Annotated in this window: 20 protein-coding genes and 1 other annotated feature; of the genes, 10 read left to right on the forward strand and 10 right to left on the reverse strand. The window is 47.4% G+C overall.

The window, feature by feature from the left end; all coding sequences use genetic code 11:
* Positions 1-3 precede the first annotated feature (3 nt).
* A complete protein-coding gene (gene hisG, locus U0008_RS07305; RefSeq protein ID WP_004095958.1) occupies positions 4-903 on the reverse strand; it encodes an ATP phosphoribosyltransferase in 900 nt (299 codons plus the stop codon).
* Between the two features lie 56 nt (positions 904-959).
* Positions 960-1,085, reverse strand: a sequence feature (His leader region).
* Positions 1,061-1,111, reverse strand: coding sequence for a his operon leader peptide (gene hisL, locus U0008_RS07310; RefSeq protein ID WP_102961614.1), 51 nt, complete (start codon positions 1,109-1,111; stop codon positions 1,061-1,063). Its footprint overlaps the feature before it by 25 nt.
* A 340-nt stretch (positions 1,112-1,451) precedes the next feature.
* Here hisL and U0008_RS07315 point away from each other — a divergent pair, with 340 nt between their 5' ends.
* Complete coding sequence (locus tag U0008_RS07315) at positions 1,452-2,279, forward strand: SDR family oxidoreductase (RefSeq protein WP_043492178.1); 828 nt, start codon at positions 1,452-1,454, stop codon at positions 2,277-2,279.
* A 165-nt stretch (positions 2,280-2,444) separates the two neighbouring features.
* Positions 2,445-2,882 (forward strand): IS200/IS605 family transposase, encoded by a 438-nt coding sequence (gene tnpA / locus U0008_RS07320; RefSeq protein ID WP_043495692.1) that lies wholly within the window; start codon positions 2,445-2,447, stop codon positions 2,880-2,882.
* A gap of 85 nt (positions 2,883-2,967) precedes the next feature.
* Here the strand turns inward: tnpA and rimO are convergent, their stop codons facing one another.
* Complete coding sequence (rimO, locus tag U0008_RS07325) at positions 2,968-4,284, reverse strand: 30S ribosomal protein S12 methylthiotransferase RimO (protein ID WP_043492196.1); 1,317 nt, start codon at positions 4,282-4,284, stop codon at positions 2,968-2,970.
* A gap of 184 nt (positions 4,285-4,468) precedes the next feature.
* Between rimO and U0008_RS07330 the strand changes: the two genes are divergently transcribed.
* Positions 4,469-4,999, forward strand: a complete 531-nt coding sequence (locus U0008_RS07330; RefSeq protein WP_319022511.1) for a GNAT family N-acetyltransferase — start codon at positions 4,469-4,471, stop codon at positions 4,997-4,999.
* On the opposite strand, the gene U0008_RS07335 is transcribed toward U0008_RS07330, so the two are convergent.
* The 3 genes from U0008_RS07335 to U0008_RS07345 form a co-directional block, all read right to left on the reverse strand.
* Positions 5,000-6,196, reverse strand: a complete 1,197-nt coding sequence (locus U0008_RS07335; RefSeq protein WP_043492201.1) for an MFS transporter — start codon at positions 6,194-6,196, stop codon at positions 5,000-5,002.
* A gap of 511 nt (positions 6,197-6,707) precedes the next feature.
* The gene (locus U0008_RS07340) at positions 6,708-7,421 is read right to left on the reverse strand and encodes an MBL fold metallo-hydrolase (protein ID WP_226929993.1); all 714 of its coding nucleotides are present in this window, start codon (positions 7,419-7,421) and stop codon (positions 6,708-6,710) included.
* A 38-nt stretch (positions 7,422-7,459) separates the two neighbouring features.
* On the reverse strand, positions 7,460-8,353 hold the full coding sequence (locus U0008_RS07345; protein WP_043492204.1) for a leucine-rich repeat domain-containing protein: 894 nt from the start codon (positions 8,351-8,353) through the stop codon (positions 7,460-7,462).
* Positions 8,354-8,577: 224 nt separating this feature from the next.
* On the opposite strand from U0008_RS07345, the gene U0008_RS07350 reads away from it, so the two are divergent.
* The 4 genes from U0008_RS07350 to U0008_RS07365 all read left to right on the forward strand — a co-directional run bounded on the left by U0008_RS07350 (position 8,578) and on the right by U0008_RS07365 (position 13,535).
* The gene (locus U0008_RS07350; RefSeq protein WP_040045850.1) at positions 8,578-9,216 is read left to right on the forward strand and encodes a homoserine/threonine efflux transporter; all 639 of its coding nucleotides are present in this window, start codon (positions 8,578-8,580) and stop codon (positions 9,214-9,216) included.
* A gap of 452 nt (positions 9,217-9,668) precedes the next feature.
* Complete coding sequence (locus tag U0008_RS07355; protein ID WP_043492207.1) at positions 9,669-10,406, forward strand: gluconate 2-dehydrogenase subunit 3 family protein; 738 nt, start codon at positions 9,669-9,671, stop codon at positions 10,404-10,406.
* A 3-nt stretch (positions 10,407-10,409) separates the two neighbouring features.
* Positions 10,410-12,194 carry a GMC family oxidoreductase gene (locus U0008_RS07360; protein ID WP_043492210.1) on the forward strand — a complete coding sequence of 595 codons (1,785 nt, stop codon included), beginning with the start codon at positions 10,410-10,412 and terminating at the stop codon, positions 12,192-12,194.
* 12 nt (positions 12,195-12,206) lie between these two features.
* Positions 12,207-13,535 carry a c-type cytochrome gene (locus U0008_RS07365; RefSeq protein ID WP_043492213.1) on the forward strand — a complete coding sequence of 443 codons (1,329 nt, stop codon included), beginning with the start codon at positions 12,207-12,209 and terminating at the stop codon, positions 13,533-13,535.
* Positions 13,536-13,598: 63 nt separating this feature from the next.
* On the opposite strand, the gene U0008_RS07370 is transcribed toward U0008_RS07365, so the two are convergent.
* The 4 genes from U0008_RS07370 to U0008_RS07385 all read right to left on the reverse strand — a co-directional run bounded on the left by U0008_RS07370 (position 13,599) and on the right by U0008_RS07385 (position 17,160).
* Complete coding sequence (locus tag U0008_RS07370) at positions 13,599-13,877, reverse strand: type II toxin-antitoxin system RelE/ParE family toxin (RefSeq protein WP_043492217.1); 279 nt, start codon at positions 13,875-13,877, stop codon at positions 13,599-13,601.
* Complete coding sequence (locus U0008_RS07375) at positions 13,874-14,140, reverse strand: type II toxin-antitoxin system Phd/YefM family antitoxin (RefSeq protein WP_043492219.1); 267 nt, start codon at positions 14,138-14,140, stop codon at positions 13,874-13,876. Before U0008_RS07375 ends, U0008_RS07370 begins: the two co-directional genes overlap by 4 nt.
* A 244-nt stretch (positions 14,141-14,384) precedes the next feature.
* Positions 14,385-15,836: an FGGY-family carbohydrate kinase gene (locus U0008_RS07380; protein ID WP_043492222.1), complete on the reverse strand. Its 1,452-nt coding sequence runs from the start codon at positions 15,834-15,836 to the stop codon at positions 14,385-14,387.
* Between the two features lie 28 nt (positions 15,837-15,864).
* Positions 15,865-17,160 (reverse strand): MFS transporter, encoded by a 1,296-nt coding sequence (locus U0008_RS07385; RefSeq protein ID WP_046450544.1) that lies wholly within the window; start codon positions 17,158-17,160, stop codon positions 15,865-15,867.
* A 416-nt stretch (positions 17,161-17,576) separates the two neighbouring features.
* Between U0008_RS07385 and U0008_RS07390 the strand changes: the two genes are divergently transcribed.
* The 3 genes from U0008_RS07390 to U0008_RS07400 all read left to right on the forward strand — a co-directional run bounded on the left by U0008_RS07390 (position 17,577) and on the right by U0008_RS07400 (position 21,410).
* Entirely contained in the window at positions 17,577-18,362 is a 786-nt protein-coding gene (locus U0008_RS07390; protein ID WP_043492225.1) for an SDR family oxidoreductase, read from the forward strand.
* A gap of 119 nt (positions 18,363-18,481) precedes the next feature.
* On the forward strand, positions 18,482-19,936 hold the full coding sequence (locus U0008_RS07395; protein WP_043492228.1) for an FAD-binding oxidoreductase: 1,455 nt from the start codon (positions 18,482-18,484) through the stop codon (positions 19,934-19,936).
* 109 nt (positions 19,937-20,045) lie between these two features.
* Positions 20,046-21,410: an MFS transporter gene (locus U0008_RS07400; protein ID WP_043492230.1), complete on the forward strand. Its 1,365-nt coding sequence runs from the start codon at positions 20,046-20,048 to the stop codon at positions 21,408-21,410.
* The last annotated feature ends 5 nt before the right edge of the window (positions 21,411-21,415 follow it).

The raw sequence follows: 21,415 nt of genomic DNA on the forward strand, positions 1-21,415 counted from the left end.
CTATTACTCCATCATTTTTTCGATTGGCAGAACCAGAATCGAGCTAGCACCCAGAGATTTCAGTTTTTCCATGGTTTCCCAGAACAGGGTTTCGCTGCTCACCATGTGCATGGCGACGCGGTTTTGGTCACCAGCCAGCGGCAGTAATGTTGGACGTTCAGCCCCCGGCAACAGCTGAATAATTTGTTCCAGCTTGTCGCTTGGCGCGTGCAGCATGATGTACTTAGATTCGCGAGCTTGAATTACGCCTTGAATGCGGGTCATCAGTTTGTCGATAAGTTCTTGTTTAGCGGCTGGCATTTCGCCATCGCGCTGGATCAGGCAGGCCTTGGAGCGATAAATCACTTCGACTTCGCGTAGACCGTTGGCTTCAAGCGTTGCACCAGTAGAGACCAAATCGCAGATCGCGTCGGAAAGGCCAGCGCGCGGCGCGACTTCCACCGAGCCGTTCAGCAAGCATGATTTAAAGCGGATATTTTGTTTATCGAGGTATTGCTTAAGCAGGTGTGGGTAGGAGGTCGCGATGCGGGAATCTTGTAAACACTGCGGGCCGTCGTAAGGAACGTCTAACGGCATCGCCAGTGATAAACGACAGCTGCCGAAATCCAAGCGACGCAGCGTGAAGTAGCGCGGATCTTCGCCCTGAGCGCGGCGGCTCAACAGCTCTTCTTCCAAAACGTTCTCGCCAATGATGCCCAAATCAACAACGCCATCCATCACCAATCCGGGGATATCGTCATCGCGAACGCGCAGAATATCGATAGGCATGTTTTCAGCGAATGCGATCAAGCGTTGCTGCTGTAGATTAATTTTAATGCCGCAGCGTGCCAGAAGTTCTTGAGAGTCTTCGCTCAGGCGACCGGATTTTTGCATGGCGATACGTAAACGAGTTTTGTCTAACATGTGGCTTCCCTTAATATTTTATAAATTCTGTGATGTTATTTACTAATCTTCGGGCAACAAAAAAGCCCTCGGAAGATAATCTTCCGAGGGCTCTCTTTTGCGTTCTGCGCCACTGGAAGATTGTTAACCGTCTTCCAGCACTCATCGGCCTGTCAGACTAGTCAGGATGATGGTGATGATGGTGGCTGAACTGAACGCGAGTAAGCATTTTTTGTAATCCAATAATTTGGCAGACACGATTGTCTGCGTTAACTGTAAATTAACCTAAACCAAATGCAGGGGGGATGGCAACCCCTTTTTTGTGGTCATTTTTTGTTTTATCTCTAGCTGGCACAGAGCGAGAAAAGTTTAATATTTCGTTTTTGTTTCATTTACCCAGCATGATTGATTATTACTGACAATACTTTACTGCACGATATAGCGTGGAAATTGTATAAACAGAGAGAGTGGCGTAGCCTGATTTATATGAATAAATTGTTTTCCATGCATAATTCATCAGAACAAAGGGTGCGATTAGGTCGCAGGTCATGCGTATTGAGAGGGCCGCAATGAAAAAAATATCAATAGTAGGACTTGGTTGGGTTGGTATGCCGTTGGCCCTATCTTTGCTGGGGCGCGGCTATCAGGTCGTTGGCAGTAAAACCACGTCCGACGGCGTTGAAGCCGCTCGTATGAGCGGGATTGAATGTTATCCGTTGGTGATGACGCCTGAACTTGAGTGCGAGCAAGACGATCTGGAACAGTTGCTCGATGCCGATGCTTTAGTGATTACGCTGCCAGCCAGTCGTAGACCCGAAGAGGGGGAGCGTTATCTGCATGCGGTTCAGCTTTTGGTGGATAGCGCTTTGGCACATAACATTCCACGGATTATTTTCCTGAGCTCTACCTCGGTTTATGGCGACGCCGTTGGTACCGTCAACGAACGATCTGAGCTGCAACCGAGCACCAGCGCTGGCCGCACGTTGGCTGAGTTAGAAACGTGGCTGCACGATTTGCCAAATACCTCTGTCGACATTTTACGCTTGGCGGGATTGGTTGGCGCAGGGCGTAATCCGGGCCGTTTTCTTGCAGGAAAAACCGGTATTGCTGGCGCCAACAGCGGCGTGAATCTGGTGCATCAAGATGACGTGATTGCGGCCATTCAAATGCTGCTCAAACTGCCTCAGGGTGGGCATGTATATAACCTGTGTGCGCCGATCCATCCGACTAAGGCCGAGTTTTATCCGCCTCTAGCGCGAGCTTTAGGATTGGAGCCACCGCAGTTTGCCGATGAAGATCAGCCTGCGCAGGGAAAATTGGTGGACGGCAGTTTAATCAGCAAAGAATTAGGGTTCGAATATCAATATACAAATCCGACGCTGATGCCATTGAATTGATTTGCGCTTAAAGTAAAAAAGCCTGTCAGATGACAGGCTTTTTATTGTCAGCTTTAAACCACCTCCTCGGGAGGTGGTGATTGTCCCTGTGAGGCTATAGCCTGAAGGAAGCCCATGCCAGAAAATTCCAGCTTACTCACCACAAGTAAGAAGGAAATCACTGACATGAGCAGTTATAGAAGTTCAGCACATGTATTCTGGCGTTGCAAATATCACTTGGTGTGGACGCCAAAGTATCGCTACAAGGTTTTAGCAGGGGCGGTAGGTAAAGAGCTTTATCGCTCAGTTTATATACTTTGCAATATGAAAGATTGTGAGGTACTTGAACTGAATGTTCAGCCAGACCATGTTCATCTTGTCGTGATGATCCCACCGAAACTCTCGATCTCAACGCTGATGGGCGTCCTGAAAGGGCGCACAGCTATTCGTCTCTACAACAAGTTTCCGCATATACGAAAGAAGCTGTGGGGTAATCATTTTTGGGCGAGGGGATATTTTGCCGACACAGTTGGAGTGAACGAAGAAATTATCAGGCGCTACGTGAGGCATCAGGATAAGAAAGACCAAGAATACGAACAGCAAATGGCGTTATTACAGGATTAAAACGAACAAGGCCCCCTTTTAGGGGGCCCCATTTAAAGCCACCTCTTCAAGAGGTGGATTTTTACTGCAGAAATGAACGTCGTTATTACGCGCTAACGCTGCCCCACATATCATATTCATCAACGTTTTCGATGGTGACGTTAACCACGTCGCCGATCTTCAAGGTGGTTTCGCCGTTGAGATAGACCGCGCCGTCGATTTCAGGTGCATCAGCCATGCTGCGGCCAATAGCGCCTTCTTCGTCCACTTCATCGATGATAACGGGAAGGGTTAGGCCAATTTTGTCTTTCAGACGCTGGGCTGAAATTTGTTGCTGAAGCTGCATAAAGCGGTGGAAACGTTCTTCCTTCACTTCTTCCGGCACTTGGTCAGCCAATTCATTGGCGGTAGCCCCTTCAACTGGGCTGAATTTGAAACAGCCAACGCGGTCGAGTTTCGCTTCAGTCAGGAAATCGAGCAGCATCTGGAAGTCTTCTTCGGTTTCGCCTGGGAATCCAACGATAAATGTTGAACGCAACGTGAGCTGCGGGCAAATTTCGCGCCAGCGTTTAATGCGCTCAAGGGTGCGTTCTACTGCGCCAGGGCGCTTCATCAGTTTAAGGATTTTTGGACTGGCGTGCTGAAGCGGGATATCCAGATACGGCAACACTTTGCCTTCTGCCATCAATGGAATGACGTCATCAACGTGCGGATAGGGATAAACGTAGTGCAAGCGAACCCAAACGCCAAGTGAGGAAAGCTGTTCGCACAGGCCGATCATGCTGGTTTTCACCGGCTGTCCGTTCCAGAATCCGGTGCGGTGTTTGACGTCAACGCCGTAGGCCGAGGTATCCTGCGAGATAACCAGCAGTTCTTTGACGCCCGCATCAACCAAACGTTTTGCCTCATCCAATACGGAACCAATCGGACGACTGTCCAGATCGCCGCGCATGGATGGAATGATGCAGAACGTGCAACGATGATTACAGCCTTCAGAAATTTTCAGGTAAGCGTAATGTTTCGGCGTGAGTTTGACACCCTGTTCTGGCACCAAACTGGTAAACGGATTATGCGTTGGTTTCGGCACATACTGGTGTACGTGTTCAAGCACGGCTTCGTAGCTGTGTGGCCCCGTGATTTCCAAAACTTTAGGGTGAACTTCGCGGATCTGGTTCTCTTTTGCCCCTAAGCAGCCGGTAACAATCACTTTGCCATTTTCGTTGAGCGCTTCACCGATAGCCTCTAACGATTCTTGCACGGCGCTGTCGATAAAACCGCAGGTGTTCACGATTACGAGTTCGGCGTCGTCGTAGCGGGGGACTACATCATAACCTTCGGTGCGCAGTTCGGTCAGAATACGTTCGGAGTCCACTAGGTTTTTCGGGCAGCCCAGAGACACAAAACCAATACGCGGTTGGTGCATATATTACGCTCACAAAATGTTCAAAGAAGAAAAACGGCTGAGATTTTACACGGGAATTTATTTTGCCTCTAGTTTTTATCATGACGGGTGCTTAGGCTAGATAAATTCGTCGTGATGTTGTCAGAAATCTTGACCGATTTTTAAGGATACATAGATGGTAATGCTCGAAACTCAAAGACTCATCATGCGGCAAATAAATGAATCAGACTGGACGTTTTTCAGCGATCTTTACCGTGATGAGCAAGCTATGGCGCTGATTGCCGACACGCAAACGGAGCAGCAGATTTTGGCTGCTTTCGATTGCCGCTTACCTGAATGGCGTAATGAACTGCCCCAATGGTTGTGCTTAGTCATGATTGATCGAGACTCTGGTCAGCGAGTGGGATTAACCGGCTTTGTTTCTGAATGGATGCCACATCGTATGGCCGAAGTTGGTTTTATCATCAGCCCACAGTTTCAGCGTAAAGGCTATGGCAAAGAGTCTCTCACCGCGCTGATTCATTTTGCGTTTTCACAATGTGGTTATCACAAGCTAAAGGCGGTGGTGACGTCAGGTAATGAGGCATCGCGGGGATTGCTAATACGCAGCGGCTTTCAGCAGGAAGGCTGTTTGAGACAAAATTATTTTCTGCAGGGGAAATGGCATGATGACTGGGTCTTCGGCTTGTTGGCCGAGGAATATAGCAGGGGCGAACCCCTGCTGAGATTTGGTTGATTATTCAGCTAATTTCCTTTTCACGAAGAGCTGAACACAGAGAAGAAGCACTAATACTCCGGCGATAACCAGCAAATGTTGGATGCGGAAATGATCGGCAAGCGGGCCGAATAGCACCATACCCAGCGGCAAAGCGCAGCAGTTGGCAACCTGCACCAAGCTGAAAATTCTACCGTGCATTTCGGGTATCACTTTCTCTTGTAGAAGAGAAGTCACCGGCGCGTTAAAGCACGGCATAGTGATCCCTATCAGGAAATTAAAAACCAGATAAATGCTGAATAGAGGCGCGCAGCCCAGTGCGATCATGAAAAAGCCATAGGCGCCGCCAGCGAATAAGGTGGTGCGTAGGCGATTGGTAAATCCTCCCCACATCGCAATCAATATCCCGCCTGCAATAGCGCCGCTGCTAAACGCCATTTCATTGATAGCTAACCGCCATGCCTCTGGGCCAAACGAACGGCTGACCATCAGGGGCGTCATAAATGCCGCGGGGCTTATCAAGATCATCATGACAATCAAGAACATAATCAGATAACGGATAAACGGGTTTTGTCGCAGGTAGCGAAAACCTTCACCGATAGCCTTGATTGTCGATTGACCGTCAAGATTGTCGTTTGTGAGCTTGGTGATCTTTAACATCGACATCAACACTAAGCCAATCGCGGCGGTAATGACGTCGGCGAAGAAGATTTTTTCGATGGAGAAATAAGCATACAGAACGCCACTGGCCGCCGGTGCAATTAGCATATTCAACGAGCTTAAGGTGCTGTTTATTCCATTTATTTTTATCAAACGGTCTTTGGGAACTAACTGAGGAATGATCGCATTTACCGTAGGCGTTTGAATTCCCGTACCAAAGGAACGAACGGCCAATACGGCAAAGATCAGCCATAGCGGCTTGTATCCTAAGATAAATGAAACGGCCAGTAGCAGCGTCACTAGCGTAATAGCCGCGTCTGAAATCATGCTGACATACTTGCGGTTATAGCGGTCTACCCATACACCGGCAAACAGCGAAATAATGAGCTGAGGTAAAAAACCGCATAGCGTCGAAATGGTGATCATCAGCCCTGAAGACGTAGTCAGCGTGATGTACCAAATAATGGCGTATTGCACGATGGATGAACCAAGCAGAGTCACTGTTTGGGCTGAGAGGAAAAGGGCAATGTCCTTTTTCCAATGAAGTTGTTGCGTCATGGTATTGATACTCAAGTTTTTTCAATAAAAAAGCCGGTTCGCACTGTTGGCGGCCCGGCTTAAAGATTGTCTATTTCAACAATCCGTCACGGATGTTTTGCAACATCAAGGCCACAGATAAAGCGTGGCGAGAGACATAAACCCTTAGTTTCAGCTAGCAAAAAGCGACGTAACTAAACGACCGATAACGAGCTAGCTGATGAAGAGTTTAAGCAGCGGATGGCTGCTGATTAGGCTCCGAACAACGCTTCATCTTTCGATTGCGCGGAGCTGCGTCTGGTGACGGATTTTTTGAAGTAGGTACAAACCATGAAATTCACTCGATACCAAGAGACAAATTCTCTTTAGATTAGGTGCGAATTATATCTGTGTAATATAGATAGGGCAAATCGAGGTCTTTTGATGGCTACTCTAGGCTAAGGATATCGCCGGTATTAAACGGCTGAGCATTTAACCATAAGCGACCCCAACCACCGGTACAGTGGCAGCCATAAATGAGGTTGATTTTTTGCTATTGGAAATAGCGTCGGGTGCGGAGCATTTCAGGCAAACCTGCGCTGCGTAAATGTAGACCGCCGATAACGGCGCTAACTTTTTCTACTCCGGCGATCTGCTTGGCATAGTCAATGATATCGCAGATGCCTGAATGTGAGCAGCCAACAATAATCACTAAACCTTGGCTTCCACGCCAGATTAAACAGCTATCATCTCTGACATAGTCAGTTTCATAACCGGTATCATTTTCAATTAAGCCGAAGCGTTTATCGGGATTGCTGCGGGGGATTTCTCCGGCAAAAATAAAGCGCGTACCAATGTTTACCGGTTGGCGTGAAAGCTGAAAGGGGAAATGGGTTTGTAATTGCGTTTTGTTATTTTCAGGGGATATTTTTTTAATTTTGATGGCACGAGAACCGATAAAGCCCCCCGCATAGCGCGTGAGGAATACATCGGGGTGACATATGACCTTAGGCTTGTGTGGAGTGTAGGGAATCAGATAAGGAAGCCCACCAAAGTGATCGTAATGCCCGTGTGAAAGCACCACGGAAGAAACAGTGCTTAAATCTATTCCTAAACGTTGCGCGTTATGACAAAAACGCCGATCTTGCCCCGTATCAAATAGGACCCGCTGTTCGCCATCATCCAGCCATAAACTTAATCCTACGCCGCTGTTTAAATCCGCGTGACGGGTGTGATTTTCTAGCAAAACCGTAATCTTAAGCGACATCTGTTATTTGTCCGCACAGTTGATAATGACTAACTAAACTAGATATGAATCAGACAGCCGTTTTCTTCGAGCTGAGCCAGCTGTGCCGGATAGTGGCCAAATGAATTCCAACGCAGATCGAGTCGTTTAAGATTCTTGAGCGTGTAGATACTGTCTGGCAATGAGGTGAGATTATTTGCTCGCAGATCCAGCGTTTGTAGCTGGGTAAGAGCGGCAATACTTTCTGGTAATTCAGACAGATTATTGAATCTGAAATTAAGATCTTGTAAACGGCTTAATTGCGTTAAGGCATCCGGAATCGATTTAATGCGGTTACCCGATATATCTAGCACGCGTAGCTGGGTGAGCTGATTGATTTGGTCTGGGAACTGGCTGAGATGATTGTTCATTAAATGCAGTTCTTTGAGATTTGTCAGCTCCCCTATCTTTTCAGCAAACAACGATATTTTATTATTGTATAAGCGCAGCTCTTCCAAGGCGTACATGGAAAAAACGGTTTCTGGAATGGTGGTGAGGTGGTTATCAGTGATATTCAGGTAACGCAGGTTATGTAGTGCTGACAACGTTGCTGGAATATCGTTGAGTTGGTTATTGCTCAAATAGAGATAGACCAATTCAGTTAGCTGTCCAAGCGTGCTGGGCAATTCAGATAATTTATTATGCCCGAGATCGAGCATTTCCAGCGCGCGAAGCTGCCCAATAGAGTCAGGAATATGTGGGATCTGATTACAGGATATATTGAGCACCTGTAGCTTAGTTAAGCTGTCAATTTGCTCGGGATAGTCGCGTAGCTGGTTGTTATAGACGCTAAGACCTGTCAGCCCTTCATTCAATTTAATGTTATCAAGCTGCTCAAGTTGTTGATTATCAAGATTGAGAAACGGCGCGTTAGCCTGTTCTGTCGATGTTATTGAGCGTTGGTGTAATAGCATAGGGATGAATCCAATGAGTGAGGCTGGCAGTGAGGAGATCACTGTAGCCAGTTTGCCTCGTGATGGGAAGAAAAGGGGAGCAAAACTGAGTGCTCACAAGGATAAAATAAATCCTATTACGTGTTGTTTATAAACAGTGAGTTGGCGCACGTTGCTACGATGAATAGCTTCTCATAATGCCACTAACCATAATGCTACTAACGTTAACGAACCTGGGAAGAATAATGGAACCATTACATGCGGTTTGGGTCACTGTTGGGTTGTTTGTTCTGACCTTTTTTAATCCGGGAGCGAACCTTTTTGTGGTGGTTCAGACGAGCCTATCTTCTGGGCGGCGCGCGGGTGTGCATACAGGATTAGGCGTAGCGCTGGGCGATGCCATTTATTCTGGTCTTGGCCTATTTGGCATGGTGGCCTTGATGACCCAGTTTGAAAGCCTGTTTTCAATCATCAAAATAGCAGGTGGTGTTTATCTGCTTTGGTACGCTTACGGCGTCGTCAAAAATCAAAATGATATACAAATTGGCGCGTTGCATACGCTGGTTCCCGGCGAAGGTGCGGTATTTTTCCGCCGTGGACTGATTACCGATCTTTCTAACCCACAAACTGTGCTGTTTTTTATCAGTATTTTCTCAGTAACGCTGAGCGCTGAAACGCCGACTTGGGCTAAGTTATTAACGTGGTTTGGCATTGTGATGAGTTCGGTCATTTGGCGTATTTTCCTCAGTCAGGCTTTTTCTCTCTCGGTGGTACGCCGTGGTTATTCCCGCATCCAACGCGTAATTAGCAAAGTGATCGGTGCCGTTGTCGGGGCGTTTGCGTTACGCCTGATTTACGAAGGTGGCCGCGAACTTAGTCGTTAACGCGAGCTTAGCCGTTAAATAGCATCACCGGGATAAGCCGCAACGCTTATTAATATTTCAACTATGCTGTTATTGGGCGAAAGACAGATATGTTGCGGGATGATAAGTATGACTAATTCACTTTGGGAGTGAGGTTGCTGCTTATTGGTATCGATCGCGGCTTAGGTCACTAAGACGATCGTTTTTTGAGTTGTATGCAAAATTGTTAGATTTATGGTGGGTTATTTAATCAAATAATCAACATTTTGTGCGATCCGTCACACTTACATAGTTATAAACGTCTACCGCTTGTTTTCCTCCCTAATCAGTAAGTTACCCGTAACAATTCGTTTTATTCACGCCAAAACTGCCATTTCCAAACGTAGCGTAACGTAAACAAATGTTTCATAACAACACATTCAGCAAGGAAATGGTGTTAAATAACTGATAACATTTTGTAGATAGGCAATGTCATGGCAAATGAAAAATCTGGAAGCTCAAGAAGAGATTTCCTTCTAAAAACAATAACATTAGTACCCGCAGTGGCTATCGGTGGAACAGGTATTGGCTCACTGGCTGCTCCGATGGTTGCGCATGCAGCCGAACCTAAAACGCCGGAAAAACATACGGCACGTGATTACACTCCTACCTTTTTTACTCCTGAAGAATATGCGTTTGTGCAAGCGGCCGCTGCACGCCTGATCCCGAATGACGATCGCGGCCCCGGCGCGCTAGAAGCGGGCGTGCCTGAATTCATCGATCGCCAAATGAATACCCCCTATGCCACAGGTTCGCAGTGGTATATGCAGGGGCCATTCAACCCTGATGCGGAACATGACTTTGGCTATCAGCTACCGTTAACGCCGCAGCAGATTTATCGCTTAGGCGTAGCCGAAGCCAATGATTACGCTAAAAAACAGGCGGGCAAAATCTTTGCTGAATTACCGCAAGACAAACAAGACGATCTGTTAAGCCAAATGGAAGGTGGAAAAGCGGAATTTACTCAGGTTCCAGCCAAGATCTTCTTCTCTTTCTTACTGCAAAATACCCGTGAAGGTTTCTTTAGCGATCCCATCCATGGCGGTAACCAAGGCATGGTCGGCTGGACGCTAATTAACTTCCCCGGCGCACGTGCAGATTTTATGGACTGGGTAGAGCGCGGTGAACGTTATCCGTTCCCTCCGGTGTCTATTCGCGGAGAAAGAGGATAAATCATGGCGAATACAATGAAGAAAGTCGATGCGGTAGTGGTGGGATTCGGTTGGGCGGGTTCCATTATGGCGAAAGAGCTCACTGAAGCCGGTTTAAATGTGGTTGTACTGGAGCGTGGGCCGCATCGTGATACCTATCCTGATGGCGCCTATCCACAGGTGATTGATGAACTAACCTATAACACGCGTCGCAAGCTATTTCAGGATTTATCCAAAAGCACCGTAACCATTCGCCATAACGTCTCTCAAACTGCGTTGCCTTATCGCCAGTTAGCGGCATTTTTACCGGGAACGGGTACCGGTGGGGCGGGTCTGCACTGGTCTGGGGTGCATTTCCGTATCGACCCGATGGAATTGCGCATGCGCAGCCATTATGAAGAACGCTATGGCAAAAATTTCATTCCTGAAGGGATGACGATTCAAGATTTCGGCGTTACCTATGAAGAGCTTGAGCCGTATTTTGATAAGGCTGAGAAAGTCTTTGGTACGTCAGGCACGCCGTGGAGCGTGAAGGGGAAAGTGATTGGTCAGGGCAAAGGGGGAAACCCGTTTGCGCCAGATCGCTCTGACAATTTCCCGTTACCGGCTCAGAAACGCACCTTCTCTGCACAGATGTTTGCTCAAGCCGCGGAGTCTGTGGGCTATCATCCTTATGACCTGCCTTCGGCGAACACCTCAGGCCCGTACACCAATACCTATGGCGCTCAGATGGGGCCATGTAACTTCTGCGGATTCTGTAGTGGTTATGCGTGCTACATGTACTCCAAAGCTTCTCCAAACGTTAACGTGTGGCCAGCTTTACGCCAAGAGCCTAAATTCGAGCTGCGTACCAACTCACATGTGCTGCGCGTTAATCTGACCGATGATAAAAAGCGCGCCACCGGTGTGACCTATGTGGATGCGCAAGGACGTCAGGTTGAGCAACCTGCTGATTTGGTTATTTTGGCTGCATTCCAGTTCCATAACGTGCATCTGATGCTGCTGTCTGGCATTGGCCAGCCTTACAACCCAATTACTAATGAAGGGGTGGTAGGCCGTAACTTTGTGTACCAGAATATTTCAACCATCAAGGCTTTCTTCAATAAAGATATTTTCACTAATACCTTCATTGGTGCCGGTGGTGCAGGTGTCGGCGTGGATGACTTTAACGCTGATAACTTTGATCACGCCAAATATGGTTTCGTCGGCGGATCGCCGTTCTGGGTGAACCAAGCGGGGACTAAACCGATTTCAGGTTTGCCAACTCGCCCAGGAACTCCAGCGTGGGGAAGCAAATGGAAAGCCGAAGTCGCTGATGTTTATCCGCATCATGTCTCTATGGATGCGCATGGCGCGCACCAGTCTTATCGTGCTAACTATTTGGATTTAGACCCTAATTACAAAGATGTTTATGGTCAACCACTGCTGCGCATGACGTTCGACTGGCAGGAAAATGACATCAAAATGTCGCAGTTTATGCATGGACGTATGCATAAAATCGCCGAGGCCATGAACCCAACGGTGATTAGCGGTGCGCCTAAAAGTGAAGGGACGCATTTCGATACCACCGTCTACCAAACCACGCATATGAACGGTGGGGCGATTATGGGCGACGATCCGAAAACCAGCGCCATTAACCGCTATTTGCAAAGTTGGGATGTGCCAAACGTATTTGTACCGGGAGCATCGGCATTCCCGCAGGGCTTGGGCTATAACCCGACCGGAACCTTGGCGGCTCTGACTTACTGGTCTGCTCGTGCCATTCGCGAACAGTATTTGAAAAATCCAGGACCGTTGGTGCAGGCTTAAGGAAACCAGAACATGAAAAAAATACTCTCAGTGCTGGTATTTGGTGCGTTTAGTCTCAGCGCATTGGCTCAGGAAATGAGCGGCGCAGATTTGATTAAACGCGGTGAATATCTGGCTCGCGCCGGAGACTGCGTGGCCTGCCATACCAGCAAAGGCGGAACCCCGTTTGCAGGTGGGCTACCGATGGCAACGCCAATCGGCACGATTTACAGTACCAACATCACGCCAGATAAGAAGCACGGCATTGGTGAATACTCTTTTGAGGATTTTGACCAAGCGGTGCGCCATGGCGTGGCGAAGAACGGCAGTACGCTATATCCGGCGATGCCATATCCTTCTTATGCCGTGGTGACTGAACCGGACATGCGCGCGCTTTATGCGTATTTCATGCAGGGTGTGAAACCTGTCGATCAGGCAAACAAAGATAGCGATATTCCTTGGCCGTTGTCGATGCGCTGGCCATTGTCGATTTGGCGCGGGATGTTTGCGCCAGATGTGCAGGATTTCAAACCCGCACAGGGTGAAGATCCCGTACTGGCGCGTGGTCGCTATCTGGTGGAGGGTTTAGGGCACTGCGGTGCTTGCCATACGCCACGCAGTATCACCATGCAGGAGAAAGCGCTTAACAATGCCGAAGGCGATGTTTACCTTTCCGGCAGTGCACCGATTGATGGCTGGATTGCTTCAAATCTGCGTGGCGATAACAAAGATGGGTTAGGCAGCTGGAGTGAAAAAGATCTGACTGAGTTCCTGCGAACAGGGCGAAACGATCGTACCGCCGTGTTTGGCGGCATGACCGATGTCGTTGAACATAGTTTGCAGTACTTAACGCCAGAAGACGCCACGGCAATTGCGCGGTATCTGAAGTCGCTGCCGGCAAAAGATAAAGATCAGCAGGCCTTTAAAGAGGACAAAACCGTCGCTAATGCGCTGTGGAAGGGCGATGACAGTAAAAAAGGCGCGGCGGTGTATGTTGATAACTGCGCGGCTTGCCATCGAACTGACGGTAGCGGTTACACGCGTTTCTTCCCTGAACTGCGCGGCAATCCGGTGGTGATGACCGATGATGCTACTTCGCTTATCCATGTAGTATTAACCGGGAATACGCTACCGGGCGTGAAAGGGGCTCCATCCTCGATCACGATGCCTGCATTTGGCTGGCGCTTGAACGATCAGCAGGTGGCTGATGTGGTCAACTTTATTCGTACCAGTTGGGGGAATAAAGCCCCTGAAATTACGGCTAAAGACGTTGCCAAAGTGCGCGAGGACAAGGACATCATTCCCGATCCGAAACTGCTAGGCAGCCCTGAAATTGAAAAATTACAGGTCACACAGCAATAGCAAAAATCTGCATGCCGTTCGTTTAAGCGAGCGGCATGTTTTCTAAAGCCGGATGAGATGTGCCTATGGAGCCTGGCGTTGATGCAATATGGCGGCAATCACTAAACGTTCATCGCTGATGATGTAATAAATCACATGGCTCCTATAGGGAAAATAGAATGATTCTGCGGCCATGTTGTTACAACGGATACCCATCTGTGGCGTTTTCGCCAGCAGCTGTAGCTGCTTTCTGAGGCCGAAGAGATAATTATCCGCCTGCTCGATGCCCCAATGTTCAACGCTGAAGGCTCGGATCGTGAGCAGATGCTGCTTTGCCGCCAGCGATAAATGATAAGCCATCATTTCTTATCGTGTTTACCTGCCACAAGATCCTGCATAAAAGCTTCGCCATCAATGGTTTGCCCGTTAACGATATCGCGTTGCGCCTGTTCAAAACAGTGCTGTAGATGGGCTGCTTTAATATCTTCCACGGCTAGATAGTTTTCATAAGACATGACTACGGCCACGGTTTTGCCGTTTTTGCTGATTTGAATCGGTTCTGCCTGAACGCTCATTAATAACTCTCCAAACTGGGTTTTTGCTTGGTTGGCGGTAAAGGTTTTCATGGCTTCGCTTTGGTGGTGAGAATATATGCAAAAAATAACACGAATCGAACGATTTGCGCGATAAGCTTTGGCTTAAAATTGTTTTGCATAAACCAATATAAAAATGCCCACGGGCGTTGCCGTGGGCAGTATCAATAAAATCGATAGGGATTGCTGAGGTTTTTAGCTGTCTAATGCAGAATTTGCGAGCGATTTCATCCCTATGGCTGCATTTGCACGGGTTTGCAAATCGCGAACTGTATTTTTAAGCATCCACCAACGGGCTTAGATGCTGGAATAGCGGATCAAGATACTGATTCACCTGACGATAGACCTGCTGATTTAAGGCGTTATACAGGCTATGGTTTTCTGCGTTAGGCATAAATGTATCGCCCATTCGTACCATTTTCTGTGTCGCTTCTTCATAGCTATCAAACGCGCCGACGGCCATGCCCGCGTTAATCGCGCACCCGATGGCCGCCGACCCTTTCATCACATTTCGACGGGTGGGAATCCCAAATATATCGGCGAATATCTGCATGAAGACATCGCTGTTAGCACCGCCACCAGAGATGATGAGGCTTTTGAACGGGGTTTTTAGCTCGGCCGCCATTTTATCCATATGATTTTTCATGGTGAATGCGATGCCTTCCAGCACGGACCGATACATGTGTCCACGGGTGTGGCGGCCATCAAAGCCAATCATGGCTCCTTTGCGGAATTCAGCCTCGGATGGCGGTGCCCAGTCATGAATGGTGAGTAAGCCTTCGCATCCAGCCGGTATTTTTTCTGCTTCACGATTGAGCAATTCCTCAATGCTTTCGCCTTGGTCAGCCGTATCGGCTAAAGCCGCTGCGCCAAACTGATCGCGGAACCAGCTGATTGTCCACATGCCACGGCGAACGCCCATGCATTCATAGAGATAATGATTTGGAATCGATGCTTGGAATGGCCAGAAGTTTTTAGCATCTTTAACATTTTCGTGCCCGTGTACCATGGCACCGATGTAGGTGCCCAACGAGATCAGCGCAACGCCTTCGTCAAGAGAGCCAGCCCCCAAAGCTTCAACGGCTTTATCATGGGCGGTGGCAATAACGGGAATACCGGCGGGAATCCCCAATTTCTTGGCTACGCTATCGGTAATATGACCCAGAATTTCCCCCGGACGCACAACATCAAACACCTGCTCACGAGAGAGATTACAGCTTTGCCATGTGGCCGGATCGGTGCTCCAATCCAACGTATCATTGTCCATTGGCCACCAGCCAATGTAGTTTGCACAGGTATCTTTAAATTCCCCGGTTAGCCGATGAGTAATATAACCGGACGTGGTCGTGACATAGCGAACGCCTTGGTAGGCATCGATATACTCATAGGGTTTATTTAAACGCTTATCCATCCAGTTAATGACGGGATAAGCCAGTTCCCCATTGGCTTTGAGTAGCACTCGGCAGCAGCGAATGATACATACGCCCATAGCCAGAATATCGCTTGCATGACGTCCTTGCTGGTGGAATTTTTGCATCGCAGTGCGGAAAGCAATTTGCAGTGCATCCCACAGATCGTCATCAGGATGTTCGGCCAATAGCGGTGCGGGAATATCCATTTTTCTTAATGCTTGTTTCCCTTCACAAATAACCTGCCCGTCTACGTCAAAAATAACCACTTTTGCACTTTGGGTGCCCACGTCTACACCCATGAGATATTGACTTTTCATCTGTAAGGCCTCGCTCTAGAACTTAGGATTAATGATTAGTTTGTGATTTAGTTGATGACTGAACCGTATCTGAATGGCGATGTGTTGCTCGTCGCATGTTTTGAGCCAGCAGATAGGTAAACACGATAACGAGGCAGGTTGCGGCAAGCCCCATTAGCCACATATTTCGATAGGCCTGCGCCGCCGGTAACGTGTCTTGCCAATGCCCAACAATGGGATAGACAAAGACATCAGGAAGAAAGCCAATCACCGAGCAAATGCCAACGGTGGTTCCCATGATGTAGGCGGGGGTTCGCGCCTCGCCAATGCAGGCAAAATAAAGCCCACGCGAGGCGTAACACACAAAGGCCAGCAACAAGATCAAGCCTATTCCGATCGCAACAGAGCGCGGATTTTGGTTAGTGATGAGCAGCGCAACTAATGTGATGACGCTGATGACAGCTAAAAACTGTATGACGCGAGTGGGGGATTTGAAACGGCTATAGGTGGTGATTAAACCACCAAGCGGCCCACACATGGCGCGGAAGATCTTGTTGATCACGATCCCCATATAGCTAGCCGCCACCAGATCCATGGCGTACATTTCGGTGAGATAATTCGTCGAATAGCTGAGAATGGCGTAGATGGTATACACGCCAAAAATAATCATGCTGCAATACCACGTGGTACTAATTTTGAGTACGGAGAGAATATCGCTGAGGTGGAATGCGGGAGAGGAGGTTTCTCCGCGCTGGCTAAAGCCGTCTTTAACAAAAAACCAGCAAAGAATGCCTAGCAAAATGTAGACACTGCTATAAATTAAAATAACAGCTTTCAAGCTATTAGGATCGCTGGGGGAAAATAACGAGAACACCCACATGGTGAATACGGCTAGGGCCATAACGCCAACGCCGCGCAGGCCTTCCATCCAGCCCATAATTTTTCCCTGTTCATCATGCGAACCCAGCAACGAGGCGGCTTTAATCGAAACAGACCAGAGTAAAAGAATAGTGGTAATGGCAAATGCCACCTGAATTAATATCATGACCCAAAAAGGCGGATAAACCATCATTAATAGGCCAAGTAGCCCGGTGGCAATCATAGAAAATGACATCATTTTCTTATGAGAAAACTTATCAGCGATAACGCCGCTAGGGGCATAAAGAATAATTGCCGTAATACCAAAAGTGCTCATAATGAGCCCGATTTCGGTGTTTGAAAAACCCATAAACTTCGCCATGGGAATTTGATAAATATAGCGTAGATAGGCGAGGTCGAAACTGACACCACCGCTAATACTTATTATTGCAAGTGTTACCCAACGACGAAAATTATCTTTATCCATAATGATTTCTCAGTAAGCACATGGCAAAAAAAAAGAGAAAAGTAAACTCCCCGCAAGGGAAGTTACTTTTCTCTTAGTCTCCAGTAACGGCTGAAATTAATAGCATGATGTTTGAATTTATTTCGTGAGAGTTATCACAATTCTAATTTTGACTAATAAACAATGGTGAGAATATAAAATGCTTGTAGTAAATGTGGTTAATTTATTTTTAGACAAATAAAAGAAAGTTTTTGATGTGCGGATTTTTAATCTGTTTTCGTGAGATTTATGTGATTAGTGTCACGGAAGTAGCGAAGGTAATCATGATACTAATCTTAATCAGTTACTCGAGATAAAGAGAAAAGTAACTTCCTGCTAAGCGGGGAGTTTGCTTTTCTCTTTTTTTTTGCTCTTTTACTATGAACAAGGGATATATCATGTCACTAAGCGCATTAAATGAATTTAATCTCGACTTTTTCTCGTTAAAAGGAAAGAACGCGATCGTCACCGGTGGGAATAGTGGATTAGGTCAGGCTTTTGCAGTGGCCTTAGCCAAAGCAGGGGCAAATCTCTTTATTCCGAGTTTTATTATGGATAAAGGTGAAACTCGTGAGCTTATTGAACAGCAGGGCGTACAGGTTGAGTTCTTACAGATTGATATCACAGAAAAAGGCGCACCGGCTAAGGTGATTGCTCAGTGTGTAGAGCGGTTTGGCTCTGTGGATATTTTAGTTAACAATGCCGGTATCTGTAAGCTCAACAAAGTGCTCGATTTTGATCGTAAAGATTGGGATCCGATGATTGATATTAACCTCACGGCAGCCTTTGAACTTAGCTATGAAGCCGCAAAATTTATGATCCCACAAAAAAGTGGGAAAATAGTTAATATATGTTCGTTATTTTCTTATTTAGGTGGGCAATGGTCACCGGCTTATTCTGCAACCAAACACGCGCTAGCCGGATTTACTAAGGCTTACTGTGATGAACTTGGTCAATATAATATTCAGGTTAATGGTATTGCGCCAGGATATTACGCAACAGAAATTACGACAGAGACGCGTAAAAACCCAGAAACTAATCAGCGTGTATTGGATCATATTCCAGCTAATCGTTGGGGGGAGACTCAGGATCTGATGGGAGCGATGGTTTACTTAGCGAGCAGAGCATCAAATTATGTCAATGGACATTTGCTGGTGGTCGATGGTGGCTATTTAGTGAGATAGATAAATCTAAAATGACTCAATGAAAATAAAAGGTGGTTCCTTTTTATTTGAGGTTTTTTAGCACGGATTTATTTACTAAGAGTTAAATTTTAATTATCAAATAATGATAAGGATTTACTATGCCGTTAACACGAGAAGAAATTGTTGAGAATTTGAAAGAAATTGTTGGTCCAGCGCGCGTGATTACCGACAAAGCCGTATTACAGAAAAACAGTATTGATCGCTTCAGAAAATATGCCGATATACATGGCGTATTTACACTGCCGTTGCCAGCAGCGGTCGTGATGTTAGAAAATACCGAGCAGGTTTCACAGGTCTTAGCATTTTTAAATAAACATAAAATTAATTGCGTACCGCGTACAGGTGCATCAGCAACTGAAGGTGGTCTTGAAACCGTGGTTGAAAACTCAGTGGTGCTCGATGGCTCGGGGTTAAATAAAGTCATCAAGATTGATATTGAGAACATGCAGGCAACGGCGCAGTGCGGTGTCCCATTAGAAGTATTGGAAAACCAACTGCGCGGCAAAGGCTATACCACCGGCCACTCTCCGCAGTCCAAGCCTCTCGCGCAGATGGGCGGGTTGGTTGCCACGCGCAGCATTGGCCAGTTTTCAACGTTGTATGGCGCAATCGAAGATATGGTGGTGGGGTTAGAAGCGGTATTCCCCAATGGCACTATTACTCGAATTAAAAACGTGCCGCGCAGAGCCGCTGGGCCTGATATTCGCCACGTGATTATCGGTAACGAAGGTGCACTGTGCTATATCACTGAAGTTACGGTTAAAATCTTCAAATACCAGCCAGAAAATAACCTGTTCTATGGCTATATCCTCGATAACATGCAGACCGGTTTTAAGGTTTTGCGTGAGGTTATGGTGGAAGGATATCGTCCTTCGATTGCACGCCTTTATGATGCGGAAGATGGTACTCAGCACTTTACCCATTTTGCCGATGGAAAATGCGTGCTGATTTTCATGGCGGAAGGGAGCCAAAAAATGGCGCAGGCCATTGGCTCTGGCATTGAGGAGATTGTTGCTCACTATCCTGAATGTCGCCGTGTTGATAGCAAACTCATCGAAACATGGTTCAATCATCTGAACTGGGGGCCGGATAAAGTCGCCGCCGAGCGCGTTCAGATTATGAAAACTAACAATATGGGTTTCACTACCGAAGTATCGGGTGATTGGGGAAGCATTAATAAAATATACGAGAATGTGATTCACCGCATCCGCCATGAATTCCCACACGCCGACGATATCACCATGCTGGGAGGTCATTCGTCTCACAGCTATATCAACGGTACCAATATGTATTTTGTCTATGACTATAACGTGGTGGACTGCAAGCCAGACGAAGAGATCGATAAGTACCATAACCCGCTAAATAAGATCATCGTGGAAGAAACCATCAAGCAGGGCGGCTCTATGGTGCACCATCACGGCATTGGTAAACACCGCGTGCACTGGACAAAAGACGAGCATGGCTCCGCCTATTATATCCTCAAAGCGCTAAAAGACGTTTATGATCCGAACGGTATCATGAATACGGGGACCATTTATCCAATTGAAAAATAGAAACTATTTTTCTAGCGGTAGGGCTTCTGTTTAAAGCGCGATGAAGCATACTCAGATCGCTTGATCTGAGTATGCGCACTGAAACAAATGACTGCGCATGAGGATCATAATGTTACAACAACACCCTCAGCAGGTACGGATGGATGATGTTCCGTTAAGCCGATTTCATTTTCGCATGGCGGGTTTAACGTTTGGCGCACACCTAACCGATGGTTATGTGCTTGGCGTTATTGGCTTCGCGCTCGTGCAGATTAAGCCACAAATGGGGCTTTCAACCATTTGGGAGGGATTAATTGGTAGCTCCGCATTATTTGGCCTATTTATTGGCAGCCTGACATTAGGCTGGCTATCTGACCATATTGGCCGACAAAAGATTTTTACCTTAAGTTTTGTGCTTATCACGCTGGCCTCGTTTTTGCAGTTTTTTGCCACCTCTCCCGAACAGCTTTTCTGGCTACGGGTTTTGGTCGGCATCGGGCTCGGTGGCGACTATGCGGTTGGTCACACCATGCTGGCTGAATTTGCCCCACGCAAATACCGCGGCGTGCTGCTTGGTGCTTTCAGCGTTATTTGGACGATTGGCTACGTACTCGCCAGCCTGATGGGGCATTGGTTTACAGATTCAGGGCCGGACACATGGCGCTGGCTGCTGGGATCTGCCTCCATACCGGCGTTGTGCATTATGTTACTGCGTTGGGGAACGCCGGAATCGCCGCGTTGGCTGATGCGGAAGGGGCGAATTGAGGAGGCGCATCAGGTGGTTCGTTTATATCTGGGGCGAAATGTGATCCTTAACGATGAAATACCGGTGGAAACCTCTCACCACATTCGCACTTTATTTTCAGCACGTTATTGGCGTAGGACGGTTTTTAATAGCCTATTTTTTGTCTGTTTGGTTATCCCTTATTTTGCTATTTACACCTATCTTCCCTCCATGCTGATCCTGCTAAATATCGATGCTGGTTTTGCGACAGACATGCTGCTGCATGGGCTGCTGATCGCCGGTGCATTATTAGGCTTAGTCTTAACGCAATATTGTTCGCGGCGACGGTTTTTAATTGGCTCATTTATGGTGCTGGTGTTTTGCCTCGTGGTTCTCGCTTTCACGCCCTATCAGCAAGTCGGCATGCTGTTAGGGCTGTTTGGCATGTTCACATTAACCATTTCGGCGGTGAGTAATTTGGTGGGGGTATTTCCTGCGGAAAGCTTTCCCACCGACATCCGCTCGCTTGGGGTGGGGTTTGTCACGTCGATGAGCCGGTTGGGATCGGCAATCGGCACGGGCTTGCTACCGTTGTCGGTGTTAGAGCTGGGGATCCGCACAACGACCTTAATTCTGGCTTTAATACTTCTGCTGGGCGCGTGGATTTCTCTGCTGTGGGCACCAGAAACCAAAGGTGTAACCTTGGTTTGCGCATCTCAGGTGAAGAAAAAAGAACCACACGCTGTATTGACGCCTTCTGAACCTCTGTAAGGAGC

This window comes from Hafnia alvei (assembly GCF_034424155.1).
In the GTDB taxonomy this organism is placed as follows: domain Bacteria; phylum Pseudomonadota; class Gammaproteobacteria; order Enterobacterales; family Enterobacteriaceae; genus Hafnia; species Hafnia alvei.